General features: G+C 70.2%; 16 protein-coding genes. 10 read left to right on the top strand and 6 right to left on the bottom strand.

The window, feature by feature from the left end; translation table 11 throughout:
• Positions 1-3: 3 nt before the first annotated feature.
• From Pth03_RS17225 to Pth03_RS17210, 4 genes are all read right to left on the bottom strand, one after another.
• Positions 4-1,497 (bottom strand): glycoside hydrolase family 3 protein, encoded by a 1,494-nt coding sequence (locus Pth03_RS17225; RefSeq protein ID WP_203945304.1) that lies wholly within the window; start codon positions 1,495-1,497, stop codon positions 4-6.
• A 100-nt stretch (positions 1,498-1,597) separates the two neighbouring features.
• Entirely contained in the window at positions 1,598-2,449 is an 852-nt protein-coding gene (locus tag Pth03_RS17220) for a carbohydrate ABC transporter permease (protein WP_203945303.1), read from the bottom strand.
• The gene (locus Pth03_RS17215; protein WP_203945302.1) at positions 2,446-3,465 is read right to left on the bottom strand and encodes a carbohydrate ABC transporter permease; all 1,020 of its coding nucleotides are present in this window, start codon (positions 3,463-3,465) and stop codon (positions 2,446-2,448) included. The genes Pth03_RS17220 and Pth03_RS17215 overlap by 4 nt, the downstream gene beginning before the upstream one ends.
• Positions 3,466-3,471: 6 nt before the next feature.
• Positions 3,472-4,791 carry a sugar ABC transporter substrate-binding protein gene (locus tag Pth03_RS17210; RefSeq protein WP_239119122.1) on the bottom strand — a complete coding sequence of 440 codons (1,320 nt, stop codon included), beginning with the start codon at positions 4,789-4,791 and terminating at the stop codon, positions 3,472-3,474.
• A 217-nt stretch (positions 4,792-5,008) separates the two neighbouring features.
• Here Pth03_RS17210 and Pth03_RS17205 point away from each other — a divergent pair, with 217 nt between their 5' ends.
• From Pth03_RS17205 to Pth03_RS17190, 4 genes are all read left to right on the top strand, one after another.
• Positions 5,009-6,172, top strand: coding sequence for an ROK family transcriptional regulator (locus tag Pth03_RS17205; protein ID WP_203945300.1), 1,164 nt, complete (start codon positions 5,009-5,011; stop codon positions 6,170-6,172).
• Positions 6,173-6,188: 16 nt separating this feature from the next.
• Positions 6,189-6,872: a M15 family metallopeptidase gene (locus Pth03_RS17200; protein WP_203945299.1), complete on the top strand. Its 684-nt coding sequence runs from the start codon at positions 6,189-6,191 to the stop codon at positions 6,870-6,872.
• Between the two features lie 333 nt (positions 6,873-7,205).
• A complete protein-coding gene (locus Pth03_RS17195; RefSeq protein WP_203945298.1) occupies positions 7,206-8,513 on the top strand; it encodes a condensation domain-containing protein in 1,308 nt (435 codons plus the stop codon).
• Between the two features lie 105 nt (positions 8,514-8,618).
• The gene (locus Pth03_RS17190) at positions 8,619-9,182 is read left to right on the top strand and encodes a hypothetical protein (protein WP_203945297.1); all 564 of its coding nucleotides are present in this window, start codon (positions 8,619-8,621) and stop codon (positions 9,180-9,182) included.
• Between the two features lie 142 nt (positions 9,183-9,324).
• On the opposite strand, the gene Pth03_RS17185 is transcribed toward Pth03_RS17190, so the two are convergent.
• Both Pth03_RS17185 and Pth03_RS17180 read right to left on the bottom strand, forming a co-directional pair.
• Positions 9,325-9,915, bottom strand: coding sequence for an HD domain-containing protein (locus Pth03_RS17185; protein WP_203945296.1), 591 nt, complete (start codon positions 9,913-9,915; stop codon positions 9,325-9,327).
• 82 nt (positions 9,916-9,997) lie between these two features.
• Positions 9,998-14,767 carry an ATP-dependent helicase gene (locus Pth03_RS17180; RefSeq protein ID WP_203945295.1) on the bottom strand — a complete coding sequence of 1,590 codons (4,770 nt, stop codon included), beginning with the start codon at positions 14,765-14,767 and terminating at the stop codon, positions 9,998-10,000.
• Positions 14,768-14,900: 133 nt separating this feature from the next.
• On the opposite strand from Pth03_RS17180, the gene Pth03_RS17175 reads away from it, so the two are divergent.
• From Pth03_RS17175 to Pth03_RS17150, 6 genes are all read left to right on the top strand, one after another.
• Positions 14,901-15,389 (top strand): VOC family protein, encoded by a 489-nt coding sequence (locus Pth03_RS17175; protein WP_203945294.1) that lies wholly within the window; start codon positions 14,901-14,903, stop codon positions 15,387-15,389.
• 83 nt (positions 15,390-15,472) lie between these two features.
• Positions 15,473-15,667, top strand: coding sequence for a DUF3046 domain-containing protein (locus Pth03_RS17170; protein WP_203945293.1), 195 nt, complete (start codon positions 15,473-15,475; stop codon positions 15,665-15,667).
• 99 nt (positions 15,668-15,766) lie between these two features.
• Positions 15,767-16,201: a hypothetical protein gene (locus tag Pth03_RS17165; protein WP_203945292.1), complete on the top strand. Its 435-nt coding sequence runs from the start codon at positions 15,767-15,769 to the stop codon at positions 16,199-16,201.
• Positions 16,198-16,506, top strand: a complete 309-nt coding sequence (locus Pth03_RS17160) for a winged helix-turn-helix domain-containing protein (RefSeq protein WP_203945291.1) — start codon at positions 16,198-16,200, stop codon at positions 16,504-16,506. The genes Pth03_RS17165 and Pth03_RS17160 overlap by 4 nt, the downstream gene beginning before the upstream one ends.
• The gene (locus Pth03_RS17155; RefSeq protein ID WP_203945290.1) at positions 16,499-17,377 is read left to right on the top strand and encodes an ABC transporter ATP-binding protein; all 879 of its coding nucleotides are present in this window, start codon (positions 16,499-16,501) and stop codon (positions 17,375-17,377) included. The genes Pth03_RS17160 and Pth03_RS17155 overlap by 8 nt, the downstream gene beginning before the upstream one ends.
• Complete coding sequence (locus Pth03_RS17150; RefSeq protein ID WP_203945289.1) at positions 17,374-18,456, top strand: ABC transporter permease; 1,083 nt, start codon at positions 17,374-17,376, stop codon at positions 18,454-18,456. Before Pth03_RS17155 ends, Pth03_RS17150 begins: the two co-directional genes overlap by 4 nt.
• Positions 18,457-18,591 lie beyond the last annotated feature (135 nt).

Raw genomic sequence — 18,591 nt, 5'->3', positions numbered from 1 at the left:
GGCTCAGGCGGTCAGCAGTTCGGCGGCCGCCTGGGCGTTGGCGCGGGCCGCGCCGTACGTCGCGATGTAGGCGGCGGCCTGCGGACGCCAGATCGGCAGCCCCATCTCGACCACCACCGCGTCGGGACGGTCCGCCACCAGCGACGAGACGAACGACCGGGCGGGCGAGTGGCGGTGGGCGTCCTTGACCACGATGACCAGCGACCGGCCCCGGGCTTGGCCGAGCAGCGCGTCCGCGTCGGCCTCGGCCGGCTTGACCCGCACGACCTCCGCGTCGGGCAGCCACGGCGCGAAGCCCCACGGCACGTCGCCCACCGCGATGGTCGACGGCGTGTCCACCTCGATCACCAGGGGGTCGACCAGCGGCGCCGCCGCCCCGGTCAGCGACACCGCCCGGCGGGCGGCGTCGAGACCGACGACGTTGGTCTCCCCGGTCTCCCGGTGGGATGCGGCGAGCCATTCCCGCAACCGGTCGACACGGGCGCCCGCCTCCTCCAACCGGGCGAGGGGCAGGCTGCCGTCGCGGACGGCGCCCACGATCGCGGCCAGGATGCCCTCGATCTCCTCGGGCGTCGGCAGCGGCCCCAGGCAGAGCAGGTCGGAGCCCGCGCGCAGGGACAGGACGGCGCCGCCGCCGAGGCCCACGGTCTTGGCGATCGCGTGCATGTCGAGGGCGTCGGTGACGACCACCCCGTCGTAGCCCATCTCGCCGCGCAGCAGCCCGGTGAGCGCCTCGGGGCTGAGCGTCGCGGGGACCTGGCCGGTCAGGCCGGGGACCGCGACGTGCGCCGTCATGATCGCCTTGGTTCCGGCTTCGATGGCCGCGCGGAACGGCACGAGCTCGCGCTCCCGAAGCAGCTCGTGCGACGCCTCGACGACCGGGATCTCCAGGTGGGAGTCCTGCCGGGTGGCTCCATGGCCGGGGAAGTGCTTGACGCAGGCGGCGATCCCCAGCGACTGCAGGCCCTGCACCGCGGCCACCGTGTGCCGCGCCACCAGGTCGGCCGACGCGCCGAAGGACCGGGTGCCGATCACGGGGTTGTCGTCGGCGGTGTTGACGTCGGCGACCGGGCCCATGTCGAGGTTGACCCCGCACCTGGCCAGCTCCGCCCCGATGGAGCGGTAGATCCGCTCGGTCAGGTCTACGTCGTCGACGGCCCCGAGGGCGGCGTTGCCCGGGTAGGGGCTGCCCACGTGGTACGCCAGGCGGGTGACGTCGCCGCCCTCCTCGTCGAGGGAGATGATCGGGCGGCCCGCGTCGCTGAGCTGCCCGGTGAGGGCGCGCAGCTGCGCGGAGTCTTCGACGTTGAAGCCGAAGAGGGTGACGCCGCCGAGGCCGTCCTCCATGCCGCGCAGGAGCCAGTCGGGGGCGGTGGTACCGGGAAATGCGACGAGCAGCGTGCCGGCCGCGAGACGATGCAGCCCCCGATCGCTGGTACTCGCGGTGAAGCCGGCGACCTCGGCCGATGAGGTGAGATCGCGGGAAGAGGCGGACATGCTGTCTCGGCTCCTTGTCAGATTCGTCGGTTCTCGCGGGCATGCCCGTACGGGCCACGGCCTCGTGAGGCGATGGCCGTACGGGGGGCCCGATGTGGGGTTATCCCTTGACCGCGCCCGCGACGAGGCCGGAGACCATGCGCCGCTGGACGAGCAGGAAGAAGATGAGGACCGGGATGGTCATCAGGGTGGATGCGGCCATGATGCCGCCCCAGTCGGTCGAGCGCTGCCCGACGAAGAACTGCAGGGCGACGGGCATCGTGTACTTCCCCTGGTCGCCGATGAGGGTCAGGGCGAAGACGAACTCGTTCCACGTGGTGATGAACGAGAAGATGCTGGTGGCGACCAGCCCGGGGGCGACCAGCGGGAACAGGACCCGCCAGAAGGTCGTGAACCGGTTGGCGCCGTCGATCCAGGACGCCTCCTCCAGCTCCCTCGGGACGGCGGCGACGAACGTGCGCAGCATCCACACGGAGAACGGCAGCGTCAGGCCTACGTTGATGACGATCAGCCCCAGCAGTTGGTCGTACAGGCCGAGCCGCTTGACCATGGTGAACAGCGGGATCAGCAGGGCCTCACTGGGGACCATCTGCACGATCAGCAGCAGGATGAGGAACGAGGTGCGGAACCGGAACCGGAACCGCGCCACCGCGGTCGCGGCGAGCAGCGCGAAGACCGCGCCCATGACGACCGCGCTGACGGCGACGATCGTGCTGTTGAGCAGGTATCGCCAGACGGAGTGCCCGGCCACGCCCTCGGTGAAGACCCGGGAGACGTGGTCCATCGACGGCGGGTCGGGGAACGGGATGAAGCTGGTGGTGAAGATCTGGTCGTTCGGCTTGAAGGCGGTGGCGACCATCCAGTAGACGGGGAAGACCGCGAAGAGGAACACCGCGATGCCTGCCGCGTTGAGCGCGATACGCCCGAGCCTCTTCCTGGTGAGCGGGCTCATCGCACGTCCTCCGTCTTGATGATGTTGCGGACGTAGACGAAGGTGATCACCAGCAGGATTCCCGTGAGCACCACGGCGATCGCGGCGCCGAGCCCCATCTTCGGCGGGCTGCTGAACGCCTCGGCGTAGCTCCACAGTGAGAGGTTGAACGCGTCGCGGTTCACCGTGCCGCCCGCCAGCAGGTAGAGCTGGGTGAAGACCTTGAAGTCCCAGATGATCGACAGGACGACCAGCACCGAGAAGACCGGCTTGAGCAGCGGGAAGGTGATCTTCCGGAACGTGGAGGCGCCGGTGGCGCCGTCCATCCGTGCCGCCTCGTACAGTTCCGAGGGGATGCTCTTGAGTCCCGCGAGCACCGACACCGCGATGAACGGGAACGACGCCCACACGACGGCGACGACGAGCACGAGGTAGAGCGTGATCGTGTCGTTGAACCACGGTTGCCCGCTCCAGTCCGACCGGCCGAACACCAGGTTCGACAGCCAGTCGGGCAGCAGGTTCAGCGCCCAGTTGACCACGCCGGCGTCGGAGTCGAACAACCATTTCCAGACAACCGCCTGCGCCGTGGGCGGGGTCGCCCAGGCGGCCATGATGCCGACGACGACGAAGGTCGACATCTTCGTGCCGAGCTTGTTGAGCAGCAGGCCGACGAGGGTTCCGAGGATCAGCGTCAGTGCCACGGTGACGACCGCGAAGACCACGGTGTTGCGCAGCGAGGTCCAGAAGAGGTCGGACTCGAAGATGCTGCGGTAGTTGTCGAGCCCCACGAACTCGGCCGGCGTGGGGTTGATGGCCCTGATCTGCCGGAGTCCGACCTCATGGAAGGACATCTCGACCATCTGGTACAGCGGGTAGAGCAGCAGGGCCGCGATGACCGCGAGGCCGGGCAGGAGCAGGGCGTAGGGGACCAGCCAGGCGGGCATGCCCCGCCGGCGGGGCCGTTGCCCCGGCGTGTGCCGCCGCGCCGGGGCGGAGGAGTCTCCTCCGCCCCGGACGGCGGTTGACGAGTGAGCCATCGATGCCTACTGGTTGAGGATCGACTCAAGCTCGCCGTTGGCGTCCGCCAGAGCCTGGTCGACGGACTTCTTGCCGTCGATCACCGCGCGGGCCGCGTTCTGCAGCACTGCCTTGGTGTCGTTGGCCTCCGCCCAGTTGGGGCTGGCCGGGAAGCCCTTGGCGACCTTGAAGGTGTCGGTGAACGGCTTCTGAGCAGGGTCGCTGCCCAGCTCGGCGAGCGCGTCCGGATAGAGCGGGAGCAGGCCGCCCTCCTTGGCGTACCGCACGCCGAACTCCTTGCCGGCGGCCAGCTTCACGTAGTCGGCGGCCATCTCGACGTTCTTGGTGTCCTTCCAGATGGCGATGTCGTTGCCGCCCTGGAAGGCCGGGGCCGGGCCGCTGCCGTCCTTGGCCGGGAGCGAGAAGAAGCCCATCTTCGACTCGTCGACCTTGCCCTTGCTCTGCTCCTTGATGGCCGCGATGTCCCAGCCACCGGTGACGTACATGCCGACCTTGCCGGCGGCGAAGCGCTGGGCGATGTCGACGGAGTTCTGCGTCAGGCGGCCCTTGCCGGACACGCCGTCCTTGGCGACCAGGTCCGTGTAGAACTGGAAGCCCTCCTTGAAGCCCGGCTGGGTGAGCTGGCCGACCCACTTGCCGCCCTCGAACGTGGCGAAGTCGCCGCCGGCCGACCAGACGAACGGGGACAGGGACATGTTCGCGTCGGAGCCGCCGTTGAAGGCGAAGCCGTCGACGTCCTTGCCCTTCTTGTCGACGATCGTCTTGGCCGTGGCGACCAGCTCGTCCCAGGTCTTGGGCGTCTGGATGCCGAGCTCGTCGAACCAGTCCTTGCGGTAGAGCACGGCTCGGGTGCCGCCGCCCCACGGGGCCGCGTAGACCTTGCCGTCGATCGTCTCGTAGCTCCACAGGTTCTGCGGGATCTGCTGGAGGTTGGCGTCGCCCTTGACGACGTCGGTGATGTCGGCCAGTGCGTCCTGCTGGACCCAGGCGGCGACCTGGTCGTTGCCGAACTCGGTGACGTCGGGGCCCTCACCGCCGGCGAGGGCGGCGGTCCACTTCTTCTGGGCGTCCGGCCAGGGCACCCACTGGACCTTGACGTCAGCCCCCGTCTGCTGCTTGAACGCCGCATTCAGGTCGTTCATGTACTTGTCGAAGACTTCGGTGGGCGCGCCGAGACGCCAGACCGTCAGGGTCTGACCGGCGAACTTGGGGCCGGTGCCCGAGGAGGCGGCGCCGGTCGGCTGGGTCGTGCCGGAGTCGCTGCCGCACGCGGCGAGACCCAGGGCGAGGGCGGCGGTAACGGACGTCGCGACCGCGACCTTCATGATCTTCACGATGGGTTTCTCCCTTCCGGGGCCTCGCGTCGGGGGGCGTGTTCGATCAGGTGTCGGCGGGCCGTTCACCCCATCGATGACGCATTCCGTCCGGTCGGCACTCGTGACATCCCGAGGCTTGTTCGGCCAGGGGTGGCTGCCGTTAAACTAACAAGAAACTTTCTTAAAAAAAACCCCGTGTTAGCGGATCGTGACGAGAGGGAGCGACGTGCCCCAACGACCGGGAACGCCTCGGCTGCTGCGCCAGATCAACGACCGGGCTGCACTGGAACTCCTCCTCTCCCAGGGCCCGCTCACCCGAGCCGAGCTGGGCGAACTCACCGGGCTTTCCAAGGTGACCTCGGGGCAACTCCTGGCTCGGCTGGAGACGCGGGGCCTGGTGACGACCGCGGGGGAGCGGCCGGGCGGGCGGGGTCCCAACGCCGCCTTGTACGGGGTCAACCCGTCCAGTGCCTATGTCGCCGGCCTGGAGGTGCTGCCGGACAGCGTGACCGCCGCGGTCGCCGACATCACCGGCAAGGTCGTCGCCGAGATCACCGTCGACCCGACCGACGCGGGCGACCCCGTGCGCATGGTGCACGGCGCCGTGCTGCGGGCGTGCGAGATGGCCGAGATCGCGCCGTCGCGGTTGCGGTGCCTGGTCATCGGAACCCGCGGCGTGGTCGACCCGGCCGGCGGCGACATCCGCTACTCCGTCGACCTGCCGGCCTGGCACGTCGGCGTGCTCGCCGGCCTGCGCACGCTGTTCGGCGAGTCGGTGATCATCGAGAACGACGTCAACCTGGCCGCGCTGGCCGAGCAGGAGCACGGCGCGGCGCGCGGCATGGACGACTTCGTCATCCTGTGGGCCGGCGTCGGCCAGGGCCTCGGCGTCATGCTCGGCGGCCGGCTGCACCGGGGCATCACCGGCGGTGCCGGGGAGATCGGCTGGTTGCCCGTGCCCGGGGAGCCGCTACCCACCAACGTCACCCAGCCGCAGTCGGGCTCGTTTCAGCGGCTGGTCGGCGGCACCGCGCTCCGCGACCTCGCGCGGGCTCACGGCCTGCCCGGCGAGGCCGAGGTCGCCGACGTGGTCCGTACGGCACTGGCCACGGGGAACGACGCGTTCATCGACGGCCTCGCCGGGCGGCTGGCGGTCGGCGCGGCAGCCGTGTCGGTCGTGCTCGACCCCGGCCTGGTCGTGCTGAGCGGCGACGTCGGCAGGGCGGGGGGAGCGGAGCTCGCCGCCCGCGTCGAGGAGGCGGTCGCCCAGGTGTGCCCCAGCCAGCTCACGGTCACGGTCACCCAGGTCGAGGGCAACCCGGTGTTGCGCGGCGCGATCGTCGCGGCGCTGTCCCGGGCCCGCGAGGAGGTCTTCTCCGACACGGTGTGACGGTAGGTTGCTGCCCATGCCTGAGACATCTCACGGACCCGTGAAGGCCGCCGCACCTGCGGGAATCGTCTTGATCTCCGACCCCCTGGTCACGTCGATACCGGTGAGGGAATGCGGGGAGCCGCTGCGCGACGTGCGCGGCAGCCTGCGGGTGGACGCACGGCTCGCGGACCCCCAGGGGGCCTTCGCCCACCTGCGGGAAGGGGTGCTGTCCAGGCTGGAGGACGCGCAGAGCCACCTGCCCTCCGGATGTCACATCGTGGTCGTCGAGGGTTACCGTCCCATCGCGCTGCAGCGGCAGTATTTCGAGGAGTACAAGGCCGAGCTTCGCGCGACTTTTCCGGATATGTCGGAAGATGAGCTGCATGTCGCCGCGAGCCGGTACGTCTCTCCGATCGAGGTGGCGCCCCATACGGCCGGAGCCGCCGTCGACCTCACCCTCTGCGACGACGACGGCGTCGAGTTCGACATGGGCACGGCCGTGAACGCCAACCCCGAGCAGAGCGACGGCGCCTGCTACACGGCGGCGGCGACGATCAGCACGGACGCCCGGCAGAACCGCAAGGTGCTCGGCGCGGCCCTTGAGGCGGCCGGGCTGGTCAACTACCCGACCGAGTGGTGGCACTGGTCCTACGGCGACCGCTACTGGGCGATGACGCGCCGCAAGGCCGTCGCCCTCTATGGCCCCGTGTCCCTCTGAGCTCTTTTGCCGTTCTTATTCGACGGGTTGCCGAAAATCCAGATATTTCCGCAATTGGTCGCGTGAAATGCGGCTCGAATGGTGTCATAACGAGAAATTCGTGGCCTACCCATCTCGGGTGTGGTCACAAGGCTCACAAGCTGGGATGAACGCCGCTGCGGCGTCTCGCAGTGCGCAGAATTGCTTGTCTCAGGTTGGTGCTCCATGCAAGACTGGGCATTCAAGGGAACTGGAAACAATCCTTTCTATAAGGGTCGATCCGACGCGCCGGTCGTCCTGAATTGCCCGATCTATTCAGGAGAGCCAATTGAGAGCCGCGCTGGAAAGGCCGATATGAGCGCCGACGCGACGCCGGCGTCGTTCGCCCAGGTGGGCATATGGCTCACCGAGCGCATGGGCCGCGCAGGTTCTGCCAACCACGTGCCGTTGCTGATCACGCTTGACGGGCCGCTCGACCCCTGCGCGCTGATCCAGGCGTGCGAGGCGCTGGTGCGCCGGCACCCGATTCTGGCCGGAGCCGTCGAGGAGCGCGACGGAATGCCGGTCGAGGTGCGGGCGAATTCGCCCCGGGTGACCGTGACGGCCGTCGACGACCTCGACGCGCTCGTCCGCGCGGAGACCCTGCGGCCCTTCGACATGGAGAGGGGCCCGCTCGCCCGGTTCACGCTCGCGCGCATCGCCCGGGAACGGCACATGCTGGTGTTCGTCGCCCACCGTCTGGTCTTCGACGACGAGTCGAAGGACGTGCTGGTCCGCGACCTGGCCGCCTTCTACAACGGGGTTCCGCTCGCCCGGCTGGAGGGCTCCCACGCCGCCCACGCGGCCGGCGAGCGGGAGCAGGTGGCGCGGGTCCTGCCCGAAGCCGTGGACCACTGGCGCGGCCGGTGGAGCGAGCCCGCCGGCGTCGTCCTGCCCGGCATGCGGCGTTCCGTCGGCTCGCCAGCCGACGCCCGCGCGTACACCTTCCGCGCAGAGCTGTGCGACGTGCCGGACGTCTCCAGGTTCGAGGTGTTCCTCGCGTCCGTCCACGCCCTCCTTTTCGCGTACGGCAACGCCGAACCGGTGTGCGCCGTCGACATGTCCACGCGCACGCCGGACGCCGGCGACCATATCGGCCCGTACGTCAACGAGCTGCCCGTGCGGTCGTGGCCGTCGCCGGACCTGACGGTCGCCGCTCTCGCCGTGCGGCTCCATGACGAGCTGCGGCGGCTTCACCGGTTTCGCCAGGTCCCGCTGGCCCGTGCCGTACAGGGGATAGGGCCGCTGACGGCGCATGCGCCCGTGTCGGTGAGCTACCGGCGGAGGCGGGAGGCTCCCGACTTCGCGGAGCTGGCCGCGACCGTGGATTGGACGGCGTTCAACAACGCCGTGCGCGGCGTGCTGCATCTCCAGGCGGTCGACGACTCCGGCGGTCTCCACGTGGTCATGCAGTACGACCCGCACGCTCTTCCGGATGTCACCCCCATGGCGCAGGACCTCATTTCGGTCATGAGCCATCCGGACATGCTCATCGGCGATGTCATCACGAACACATCCGGTCAGGCGAGTCTGCCGGAAGAAGCGGCCGGGCTCGCCCCTGACAGGCCAGGGAACGATTCGTTACGATCACAGCGTGATTACCGGGTCGGCCACGCGCCCTGAGTCGATGAGACGCCCGACAGGGCTGTGATCATGCGGCGGGCCCGCGGCCCGCCCCAGTTCCGTGACGTCCGACCAGACCCTCTTCACGGAACCCGGAGATCACACATGTCATCCATCGGCCATACTTCCCCGGCAGGCCCGGAACCGGCCCGCCTGACCACGCGAGAGCTGCACGAACTGCCCGACGCCGACCTGGTCGCGCGTTGCATGGCGCCGATCGCCCGGCGGATCCACTCAGAAACCGTGGCCGCCGCCCAATCTCTGGTGATCCGGCGGCTCACCGCCGACCAGGCGGCGCTGCTGGTCTTCTGGTTGTTGTACGGCAACGCCGGACCCGGCCTGAGCAGGCTCTGCCGGGAGCGCCCGCACCGCGTCGCGGATGAGGACTTCTGGCGGCTCGTCGAGGCCGGCCTCGGCCATCTCGGCGACACTCCGCTGCTGGCGCTCACCGGACGGCTGCGCGCCGAGATCGCCAAGGTTGTTCCGGCCGGCGCGGCGCGGGACGCGGACGACGGCGGTGTGCACCTCGCGGAGGAACTCGCCCGTCTCGACCCGGACGCGCTCAAGGCGATCGACGACGACTACGACCGCATCGCACCCGAGTCGCTTCGCCGTACGGCAGGCCACATCAGGGAGCACGCGGACCGCTTCGTCTCCATCGCCGCCTGACGCGTGACGGGACGCCCCACGCCGCTGCGGGCCAGTGGCGGCGGCGTGGGGCCGCTGACAGGTGGGTTCGCTGTCGGTGTCAGGGTGTTTCCGGCACGTCGGGCGACGGCTCGATCACAGCGTTGACCAGGGGGCCAGATCATCAGGTGACAGCCGTACCCCCGATGAGTGACTCAACGTCGGGGATGCCAAAACTCCCGATCATCGAGTTGAATCTCCTGACCTTGTCTTCGCCGAAACGGCGAATATGGCTCGCGTAGGTTTCCGCGGAAACGAACGTGGGAGGTCGTGTCTTGCTGTGAAACTTGTCCGCGTACATCACTAGTTCTTCCTCAATGGTCTCTGCCAGGTAATCGGCAGGCGGAAGAGGAAGGCTTTGTTTCAGGATGTCATCTCGGCTGATTCCTACACCTGTGTGGCAGGAGCAGAAGCGGGAGACGGCTTCGGTGAGGCCTTCGCCGGCGAGTAGTTCGTAGCCGAGGATCCCATGGCGCACATAGCCGGCCTGATCAAGGTGCCCATCATCGCCGTAGAGCCGATAGACCCCGATGTCGTGAAGCAGGCTGCCCGCTCTCACCAGGTCCGCGTTGATATTCAGATTATTGCGGTCAAGCAGCTGCTCTGCGATTCCACAGACGATTTCGCAGTGCGTGTATACCAGGTCGAACGCTTCCTGCGTCGGCGCGTATTTGGCATGCAGCGCGCGAATCTCACGGTCTGTCGGAATCCGCATGCCGTGAGTCTATAACTTGCGATCATGAATTCCTGCCGCGCTTCCCACTACTTCCGCGGGCGGCCACAACTGTTGTGCCGATTCAGCCCCTGAGGCGGAGCCCGCGCGGCGTGGGGTGGAACCCTGCCGCCTCCAGGGCCGTGGCCAGCGGTGAATCGGCGATGGAGGCGCCGTCGGCCCGCTCGACCGTGAGCTTGCCCAAAGCGCCCTCCCGTACGGCGAGGGCCAGCGCGTCCACCGCCGGTTGCAGCTCGTCTTCGCCGCCGAAGGAGAGCAAGGTCTTGCCGCCGCGTTCGACGTAGAGCACGAGCCGGCCGTCCACCATCACCACGAGCGCTCCCGCTTTGCGGCCCGGCTTGTGGGTGACCTCACCGCCCCTGTCCGGCCAGGGCAGGGCCGCGCCGTACGGGTTGGCGGGGTCGGCGGCGGCGAGGACGACCGTGCGGGAAGGCGTGGGGGCCGCCCACGGGTCCTCGCCGCGCGAGCCGGGCGGCGTGCCGGGCCCGCCGGGGTACAGGCCGGATGCAGGGCTCAGCGGCGAGCCAGGCGATGCATTCGACGGGAGGCTCGATGCCGTGGCGCGCATCCGGTCGACGGCCCCGGGGAGTGCGAACTGGGCTCCTCCCAGACCTTCCACGAAGTAGCCGCGGCGGCAGCGCCCGCTCTCCTCGTAGGCGCGCAACACCTGGTAGACGGCGGAGAACCCGCCGGGAAGCCGCTCCGCGGCCACCCCGCCTCTCGTGATCACGCCGTGCCGTTCCAGCAGCACCTCGGCCTGCGCCTGGGCCCGCTGAGTGGCGCTGTCCACGGCAGCGGGCAGCAGCCACCAGCGTCCGCTGACAGTCGGCGGCCCGCTCCTGGTCGGCAGGACGGCCCTGCGGCGGCGAGTCGCCGCCGGCCGGTGGGCAGGCCGTCCGGTGCCGAGCGTCGACCGCAGCGGAGCGAGGGTGTCTCCCGTGACCCGCCCCGCCCAGACGAGATCCCACAACGCGGCGGCCAGCACCAAGTCGTCGGGCACCGCCCCCAGGATTCGGCCCGGCTCGTGCCGCGACGCCGGCGTCGCGAGGGCCACCCGGTCGGACAGTTCCCTGAACAGCAGCGCACCGCCGCCGCCGAGGATCTCCAGCACCTGCTCGTGCAGAGGCGTCATGGTGATCTCGCCGGGTGCCGGCATCAGCAGGGGAGCGGTGTCGGCGAAATAGAGCGCGATCCAGCCGTCCCCGCCGGGCAGTGAGCCCTGTCCCGCCCAGATGACCTCACCGGAGGCGGTCAGCTCGTCGAGCAGCGCGGGGGAGTAGCCCGGCACCCGCCCAGGAAGGATCAGCGTCTCCAGCGCCGACGCGGGCACGGCGGCCCCCTGAAGGCGTTCGATCGCGTTGACCAGCGCGTCCATCGCGCGACCCGGCCCCGCAGGGGTCCGTCCCGCCGAGGCGGGGGTCACACCGTGCCACGCCGGCAGGAAGGCGGCCAGCGCCTCCGGCGGCACGGGCTCGACCTCCTTGCGAAGCCGGGCCAGCGACCTACGGCGCAGCAGGCGCAGCACACCCGCGTCGCACCACTCCTCGCCGCGGCCGCCCGGCTGGAACTCGCCGGAGACCACCCGGCCGGCGGCGGCCAGCCGGCGCAGCGTGTCGTCGGCCACCGCGACGCCCACACCGAACCGGGCTGCGGCCGTTCCGGACGAGAACGGGCCGCGCGTGCGGGCGTGCCGGGAGACCAGGTCGCCCAGCGGATCGGATCCGGGTGCCTGGCGGCCCGCCCCGGACGGCGGCTCGAGGAACTGCTGCGGAATGCCGACGGGCAGCGGCACCCCGAGGGCGTCGCGCAGCCGCCAGGCGTCCTCGACTGCGGCCCACTGCTCGTGGCCCGCGACCCGCACCCGGATCGCCCGCCGCGCCTTCTCCAGGTCGGCCAGCCAGGCCGGGTCGCCGTCGCGGATCGACACGTCCTCGGGGAGCAGCGGCCCATGTGAGCGCAGCAGGTCGGCGAGGTCCTCTGCGTCGCGCAGCGGCCGGTCCAGCCGGGCCAGCTCACGCTCGGTCTCGGCGATCACCTCGGGGTCGAGCAGTTCGCGCAGGTCGGCCTGGCCGAGCAGTTCCGCCAGCAGCGCCGTGTCGAGGGCGAGCGCCTGCGCCCGCCGCTCGGCGAGCGGGGCGTCGCCCTCGTACATGAACGCGCCGACGTAGTTGAACAGCAGCGACGCGGCGAACGGCGAGGCCTGGGAGGTCTCCACCTCGACGACCCTGACCCGGCGGGCGGAGACGTCCCGCATCAGCCTGACCAGCCCCGGCACGTCGAAGACGTCCTGAAGGCACTCGCGCATCGTCTCCAGGACCACGGGGAACGCGGCGTAGCGGCTGGCGACGCCGAGAAGGTGCGCCGCGCGCTGCCGCTGCTGCCACAGCGGGGTGCGCTTGCCCGGGCTGCGGCGCGGCAACAGCAGCGACCGGCCCGCGCATTCACGGAACCGTGAAGCGAACAGCGCCGAGCCGCCGAGCTCCTCGGTGACGATCTGCTCGATCTCCTCCGGGTCGAAGGCCGCCAGGTCGGACGGCGCCTCGTCCAGGGTGTCGGGAATGCGCAGGACGATTCCGTCGTCGGAGTGCACCGCCTGAACGTCCACGCCGTACCGCTCACGCAGCCGCCGGCCGACCGCCAGCGCCCAAGGCGCGTGCACGCGTGCGCCGTACGGGGAGTGGATCACCACGCGCCAGTCGCCGAGCTCGTCGTGGAACCGCTCGACCAGCAGTGTGCGGTCGTCGGGCACGTAGCCGGTCGCCTCGCGCTGCTCGGCGAGGTAGGACAGCAGGTTGCCGGCGGCGAACTCGTCGAGGCCCGCGGCGCGCACCCTGCCGGGCGCCTCGGCGCCCGCTCCCGCGCCGGACAGCTCGCGCAGGAAGGCCCCGATGGCCCTGCCCAGCTCGGCCGGCCGTCCTGCGGTGTCGCCGTGCCAGAACGGCAGCTTGCCCGGTTGCCCGGGGGCGGGGGAGACGAGCACCCGGTCGGCGGTGATGTCCTCGATGCGCCAGGACGTCGCCCCGAGCACGAAGACGTCACCCACCCGCGACTCGTACACCATCTCCTCGTCGAGCTCGCCGACCCGCGACGCCTTCTCTCCCACGAGGAAGACGCCGAACAGGCCGCGGTCGGGGATCGTGCCGCCGTTGGTGACCGCCAGCCGCTGCGCTCCCGGCCGGCCCCGCAACGTGCCGGTCACCCGGTCCCACACGATGCGCGGCCTCAGCTCGGCGAACTCCTCGCTCGGATAGCGCCCGGCGAGCATGTCCAGCGTCGCCTCCAGGGCCGTGCGCGGCAGCGTGGCGTACGGCGCCGCCCGCCTGACCACCTCTTCGAGGGAGTCGACGGTCCACTCGTCGAGCGCCGTCATCGCCACGATCTGCTGGGCGAGCACGTCGAGGGGGTTGCGCGGATAACGCAGCTCCTCGATCTGCCCGCTCTTCATGCGCTCGGCGACGACGGCCGTCTGGACGAGGTCGCCCCGGTATTTCGGGAAGATCACCCCACGGGACACCGCGCCGACCTGGTGCCCGGCCCGGCCGATGCGCTGCAGGCCGCTCGCGACGCTGGGCGGCGCCTCCACGCACGCGACCAGGTCGACCGAGCCCATGTCGATGCCGAGCTCCAGGCTGGAGGTGGCGACCACGGCGGGCAGACGGCCCGACTTGAGCGCCTCCTCGATCTGTGACCGCTCCTCCTTGGAGACCGACCCGTGGTGGGCGCGCACGATCTCGGGAACGACGCCGGCGGAGGCGCCCGCCTGAGCCATCAGCTCGGCCGGAGGAGCCGACTGCCCGCGAGCCGGCGCGGCGTCCGGCTCGCCGGGTGCCGTACGGCGCTCCCAGGCGAGCTCGTTGAGCCGGGTGCACAGGCGCTCGGACAGGCGGCGGGAGTTGGCGAAGACGATGGTCGAGCTGTGCGCCTCGATCAGGTCGAGAAGGTGCTCCTCCACGTGCGGCCAGATGCTGCGGCGGTGCTCGGCGGGCTCGCCCTCCGCCCCGGGGGGAGGGGGCGCGAGCTCGGTCATGTCCTCCACGGGCACGACGACGTCGACCTCGATGACCTTTTCGGCGGGCGGCTGCACCACCGTGGCCGGCCGGGGTCCGCCGAGGAAGGCCGCCACCTCGCTCACCGGGCGCACGGTCGCCGAGAGCCCGATGCGCTGGGCGGGCCGGGGGAGCAGCGCGTCGAGCCGCTCCAGGCTGAGCGCGAGGTGGGCGCCGCGTTTGGTGGCGGCGACCGCGTGCACCTCGTCGATGATCACGGTCTCGACCCCGCGCAACGCCTCGCGGGCCTGCGAGGTGAGGATCAGGAACAGGGACTCGGGCGTCGTGATGAGGATGTCGGACGGGTGGGCCGCGAAGCGGCGGCGGTCCTCGGCGGTCGTGTCGCCGGATCGCACGGCGACCGAGATGTCCGGCGGGGTCAACCCCATCCGCCGGGCCGTCTGCTTGATGCCGTTCAGCGGCGCGCGGAGGTTGCGCTCCACGTCGACGGCCAGCGCCTTGAGTGGCGAGACGTACAGCACCCGGCACGACCGTCCGGGCGCCGCCGCCTTCCCCCGGCCCTTGCGCGGAGGAGCGTCCGCGGCCACTGTTGGTTCCGCTGTTGGTTCCGCCGACGTGTGCTCGTCCGCCAGCCGGTCGATGGCCCACAGGAAGGCGGCCAGCGTTTTGCCGGACCCCGTGGGCGCGACCACGAGCGTGTTGTCGCCACGGGCGATCGACGACCAGGCTCCCTCCTGGGCGGCCGTCGGCGCGGCGAACGCGCCCGTGAGCCACTCCCGGGTCACCGAGCTGAAGCTGTCGAGGGCACTCACCCGCCCATCATGCATCGGGCCTCCGACAGAACGCGCCGCGCCGGATTCCTCCCGGGCGGCCGGCCTCAGGTGATCTACCAGGAGATTGCCGCGATTTTCAGCACCGGCCGGGCTGTTGGTCGGCACTTGGTTGAATCATCATCTATCTATGGAAATCGACTACGCGGCCATCGAGGCGGAGCGCGCACGCATCCGCGAGCGTTACATCAGCGACGACCGTCCCCCCAGCAGCGCGCGGGGGTTGCACCACTTCGCGCTGATCTCGTCCGACGTCGAGCGCACGATCCGCTTCTACCACGAGCTGCTGGAGTTCCCCCTCACGGAGATCTTCGAAAACCGCGACTACAAGGGCTCCAACCACTTCTTCTTCGACATCGGCAACGGCAACCTGCTGGCGTTCTTCGACCTGCCGGGGCTCGACCTCGGGCCCTACCAGGAGGTCCTCGGCGGTCTCCACCACATCGCGATCTCCGTCGAACGGGCCGACTGGGAGCGCCTGCGGGCCAAGCTCGACGCGGCCGGCGTGCCGTACCAGGTGGAGAGCGACGCCTCGATCTACTTCCGCGACCCCGACGGCGCGCGGCTGGAACTGCTCGCCGACCCGCTCGGCGAGATGTACGGCTTCCGCGTGATGTGACGCGCTCCCGGGCGCTCCGACCAGGCGGCCGGGCGCCCGCCGGGCGACCCGGGGGTCCGGAAACCGGGGCCATACTGGAAGCCATGCGCCTCACGGACTTCTGGAACCGGATGCACCGCCACTTCGGCGAGCCGTACGCGGAATCGTGGGCGAAGGACTACGTCATCGCCGACCTCGGCGGGCGGACCGTAGAGCAGGCGCTGGCCGACGGCATTTCCGCCAAGCAGGTCTGGCACGCCGTCTGCCAGGTCGTGGACGTCGACTCCAGGCTCCGCTGACCCTCCCTTTCGGGAAAGGGTTCTATTCGCACGCTCATCCACTTGAACGCGGGTTGAGTGCTTGTTAGCGTGTTGAGCAGTTGAGCGCGGAGGAACCCCATGAACGCCGACGGAAGACTCTCTCCCGACCAGGCACTCAGAGAAATCGACCGGCTGGACCGGCATGTGCGGCGATCCGCGCGCGGGGTCGCGCTGCTGTTTCTGATCATGGGCCTGTGCACGATGGTCTACTGGCCGGCCATGTTCCTGGGCACGGGATGGGTGCCGGTAGCCGCGGGCGGCGCGTGGATCGTGCTGACCGTCGCGTCCTGCGTCTACTGGGCCAGGATCCGCGTGCACGACCGCCTCGTGGCCCGGATCAACGGCCTCGTGACCGCGGCGTACGTCGTGTCCACGATGGCCGTGTTCCTCTTCGGCGCGTTCGTCCTGCCTCACCCGCTGGCGGTCGGCTGGATCGCGGCCCTCGTCGTGATCTCCGTTATCGCGGGGCTTCCCCTGATCTATGCCGCCTGGTGGATTCGGGCACGCCGATGAGCACGCACCCGCGTCACGAACTGGACGAGATCATCCACGCTCCCGTCAGGCTGTCGATCATGGCGGCGCTCGCGGCGGCGGAGAGGGCCGACTTCCGCTTCCTGCGCGACACGATCGAGGTCAGCGACTCCCTGCTGTCAAAACACATCCTCACGCTCGAAGAGGCCGGATACGTGCGCGTCGAGAAGACCTTCGTCGGCAAGCGCGCGCGCACCTGGCTCTCCCTGACAGAACGGGGCCGGACGGCGTTCGGCGCCTACATGGAAGTGCTCAGACGGATCACCGGAGGAACCCCCCATGCTTGAGGTGCAGGACCTGCGTAAACGCTTCGGCGACAAGGTGGCGCTCGACGGCGTCGGCTTCGCCGTACAGCCGGGCGAGATGTTCGGCTTCGTCGGGGCGAACGGCGCAGGGAAGACGACGACGATGCGGATCGTCATGGGCGTGCTCCAGGCCGACTCGGGCGAGGTCCGCATCGAGGGCCGGGCCCTGACCGGAGAGGACCGCCGCCGATTCGGCTACATGCCGGAAGAGCGCGGCCTGTACCAGAAGATGAACGTCGCCGACCAGATCGAGTACTTCAGCAGGCTCCACGGGATGAGCGCGACCGCGGCCCGCGCGGCCACCGCCGAGCTGATCGAACGGCTCGGCCTCACCGAGCGGCGCGCCTCCGCGGTCGAGGCGTTGTCCCTGGGCAATCAGCAGCGGGTGCAGCTCGCGGTCGCGCTCGTGCACTCCCCGTCGGTGCTGGTGCTGGACGAGCCGTTCTCCGGCCTGGACCCGCTGGCGGTCGACGCGCTGGCCGAGGTGCTCAAGGACAGGTCCGCCTCCGGAGTTCCCGTGATCTTCTCGAGCCACCAGCTCGACCTCGTCGAGCGGCTCTGTGACTCGGTGGGCATCATCTCGGCCGGCCGCATGGTGGCCTCCGGCCCGGTCGACGAGCTGCGGGACTCCGAGGGGCGCTCTGTGCTGAAGGTCGTCGTGCGCGGCGCCGCCCCGGGGTGGGCCGACGGCCTCCGGGGGCAGGTCACCACCGACGGCGGACGCGACGTGCTCACCGTCGAGGACGGCGACGACCAGGAGATCCTCCGTACGGCCGTGCGGGCGGGAACGGTGGAGCAGTTCGGCCGGCAGCGGCCCACTCTTGCGGAGATCTTCAGGGAGGCCGTGGCATGAACACGCTGTTGCTCGTCGCAGGGCGGGAGATCCGCACCCGGATCAGGACGAGGAGCTTCATCATCAGCCTGGCGGTCAGCGCGCTGCTGGTGGTGGGCCTGGCCTTCGTGCCGAAGTTCCTGTCCGGGCCCGACACCTACAAGGTCGCCGTGGTCGGCCCCACGCCTGCGGCCGTGGAGAACATCGCCTTCACGCCTTATCCCGACGAGGCGGCCGCCCGTGCCGCGCTCGCCGGCGGCGACGCCGACGCAGCGCTCATCGACGACCGGAAGATCGTGAGCGAGGGCGAGCTGGACCAGCGGCTCGGGCTGCTCCTGGAGAACGCCCACCGCGAGGCCAAGATCAAGTCGTCCGGGCTCGTGATCACGCCGCTCCAGGTGGAGACCGGCGCGGACGCGCAGTATGAGGGCGTGCGCACCGGAATCGCGACCCTCCTGGTGATGGTGCTGTTCTTCCTGCTCATCTACTCGGCCATGTACGTCGCGATGGGCGTCGTCGAGGAGAAGAGCAGCCGGATCGTCGAGATCCTGCTCGCCGCCGTGCGCCCCTGGCAGCTGTTCGGCGGGAAGATCGTCGGCCTGGGGACGCTCGGCCTGATCAACCTGGGTGTCGTCATCGGAGCCGGCCTGGCCGCCGCCTCGGCGACGGGGCTGGTCGCCGACCTGCCGCCCGGCATGACCGGCATCGTGATCGGCACGGTGCTGTGGTTCGTGCTCGGCTACGCCTTCTTCTCCGCGCTGGCCGCGGCCTTCGGGTCGCTGGTCTCCCGCCAGGAGGAGCTCAACAGCGTGCTCACCCCGATGACGACGCTGATGACCCTCACCTACCTGGTGGCCTATTTCGCGGCCGTCGAGCCCATGGGCACGCTCGCGCGGGTGCTGTCGATTGTGCCGCCGTTCTCCTCGATGGTCATGCCGGTGCGCTCGGCGGCTACAGAGGTGCCGGTGGCCGAGATCGCCCTGTCGGCCGGGCTCATGGTCGTGGCGGTCGTCGCCGTGCTGCTGGCAGGGGCCCGCGTCTACAACAGGGCCGTGCTGCGCACGGGCGCGCGGGTCAAGCTGGCGGAGGCCCTGCGATAGGGCTCCCGTACCGGACGGCGATCATGAGGGCGGGGCCGGGGGCTCCGCCCTCATGATCAGGTGGGACCTGAGGGACGGAACGGCACGTTCGAGATGTGATCGAACAGTCGTTCGGCTATATTGAAGTGGCCGCCG

This window comes from Planotetraspora thailandica, assembly GCF_016863335.1.
GTDB classification, from domain to species: domain Bacteria; phylum Actinomycetota; class Actinomycetes; order Streptosporangiales; family Streptosporangiaceae; genus Planotetraspora; species Planotetraspora thailandica.
Note: the sequence above shows the minus strand (reverse complement) of the source record. Positions and strands in the feature narration are given on the sequence as shown.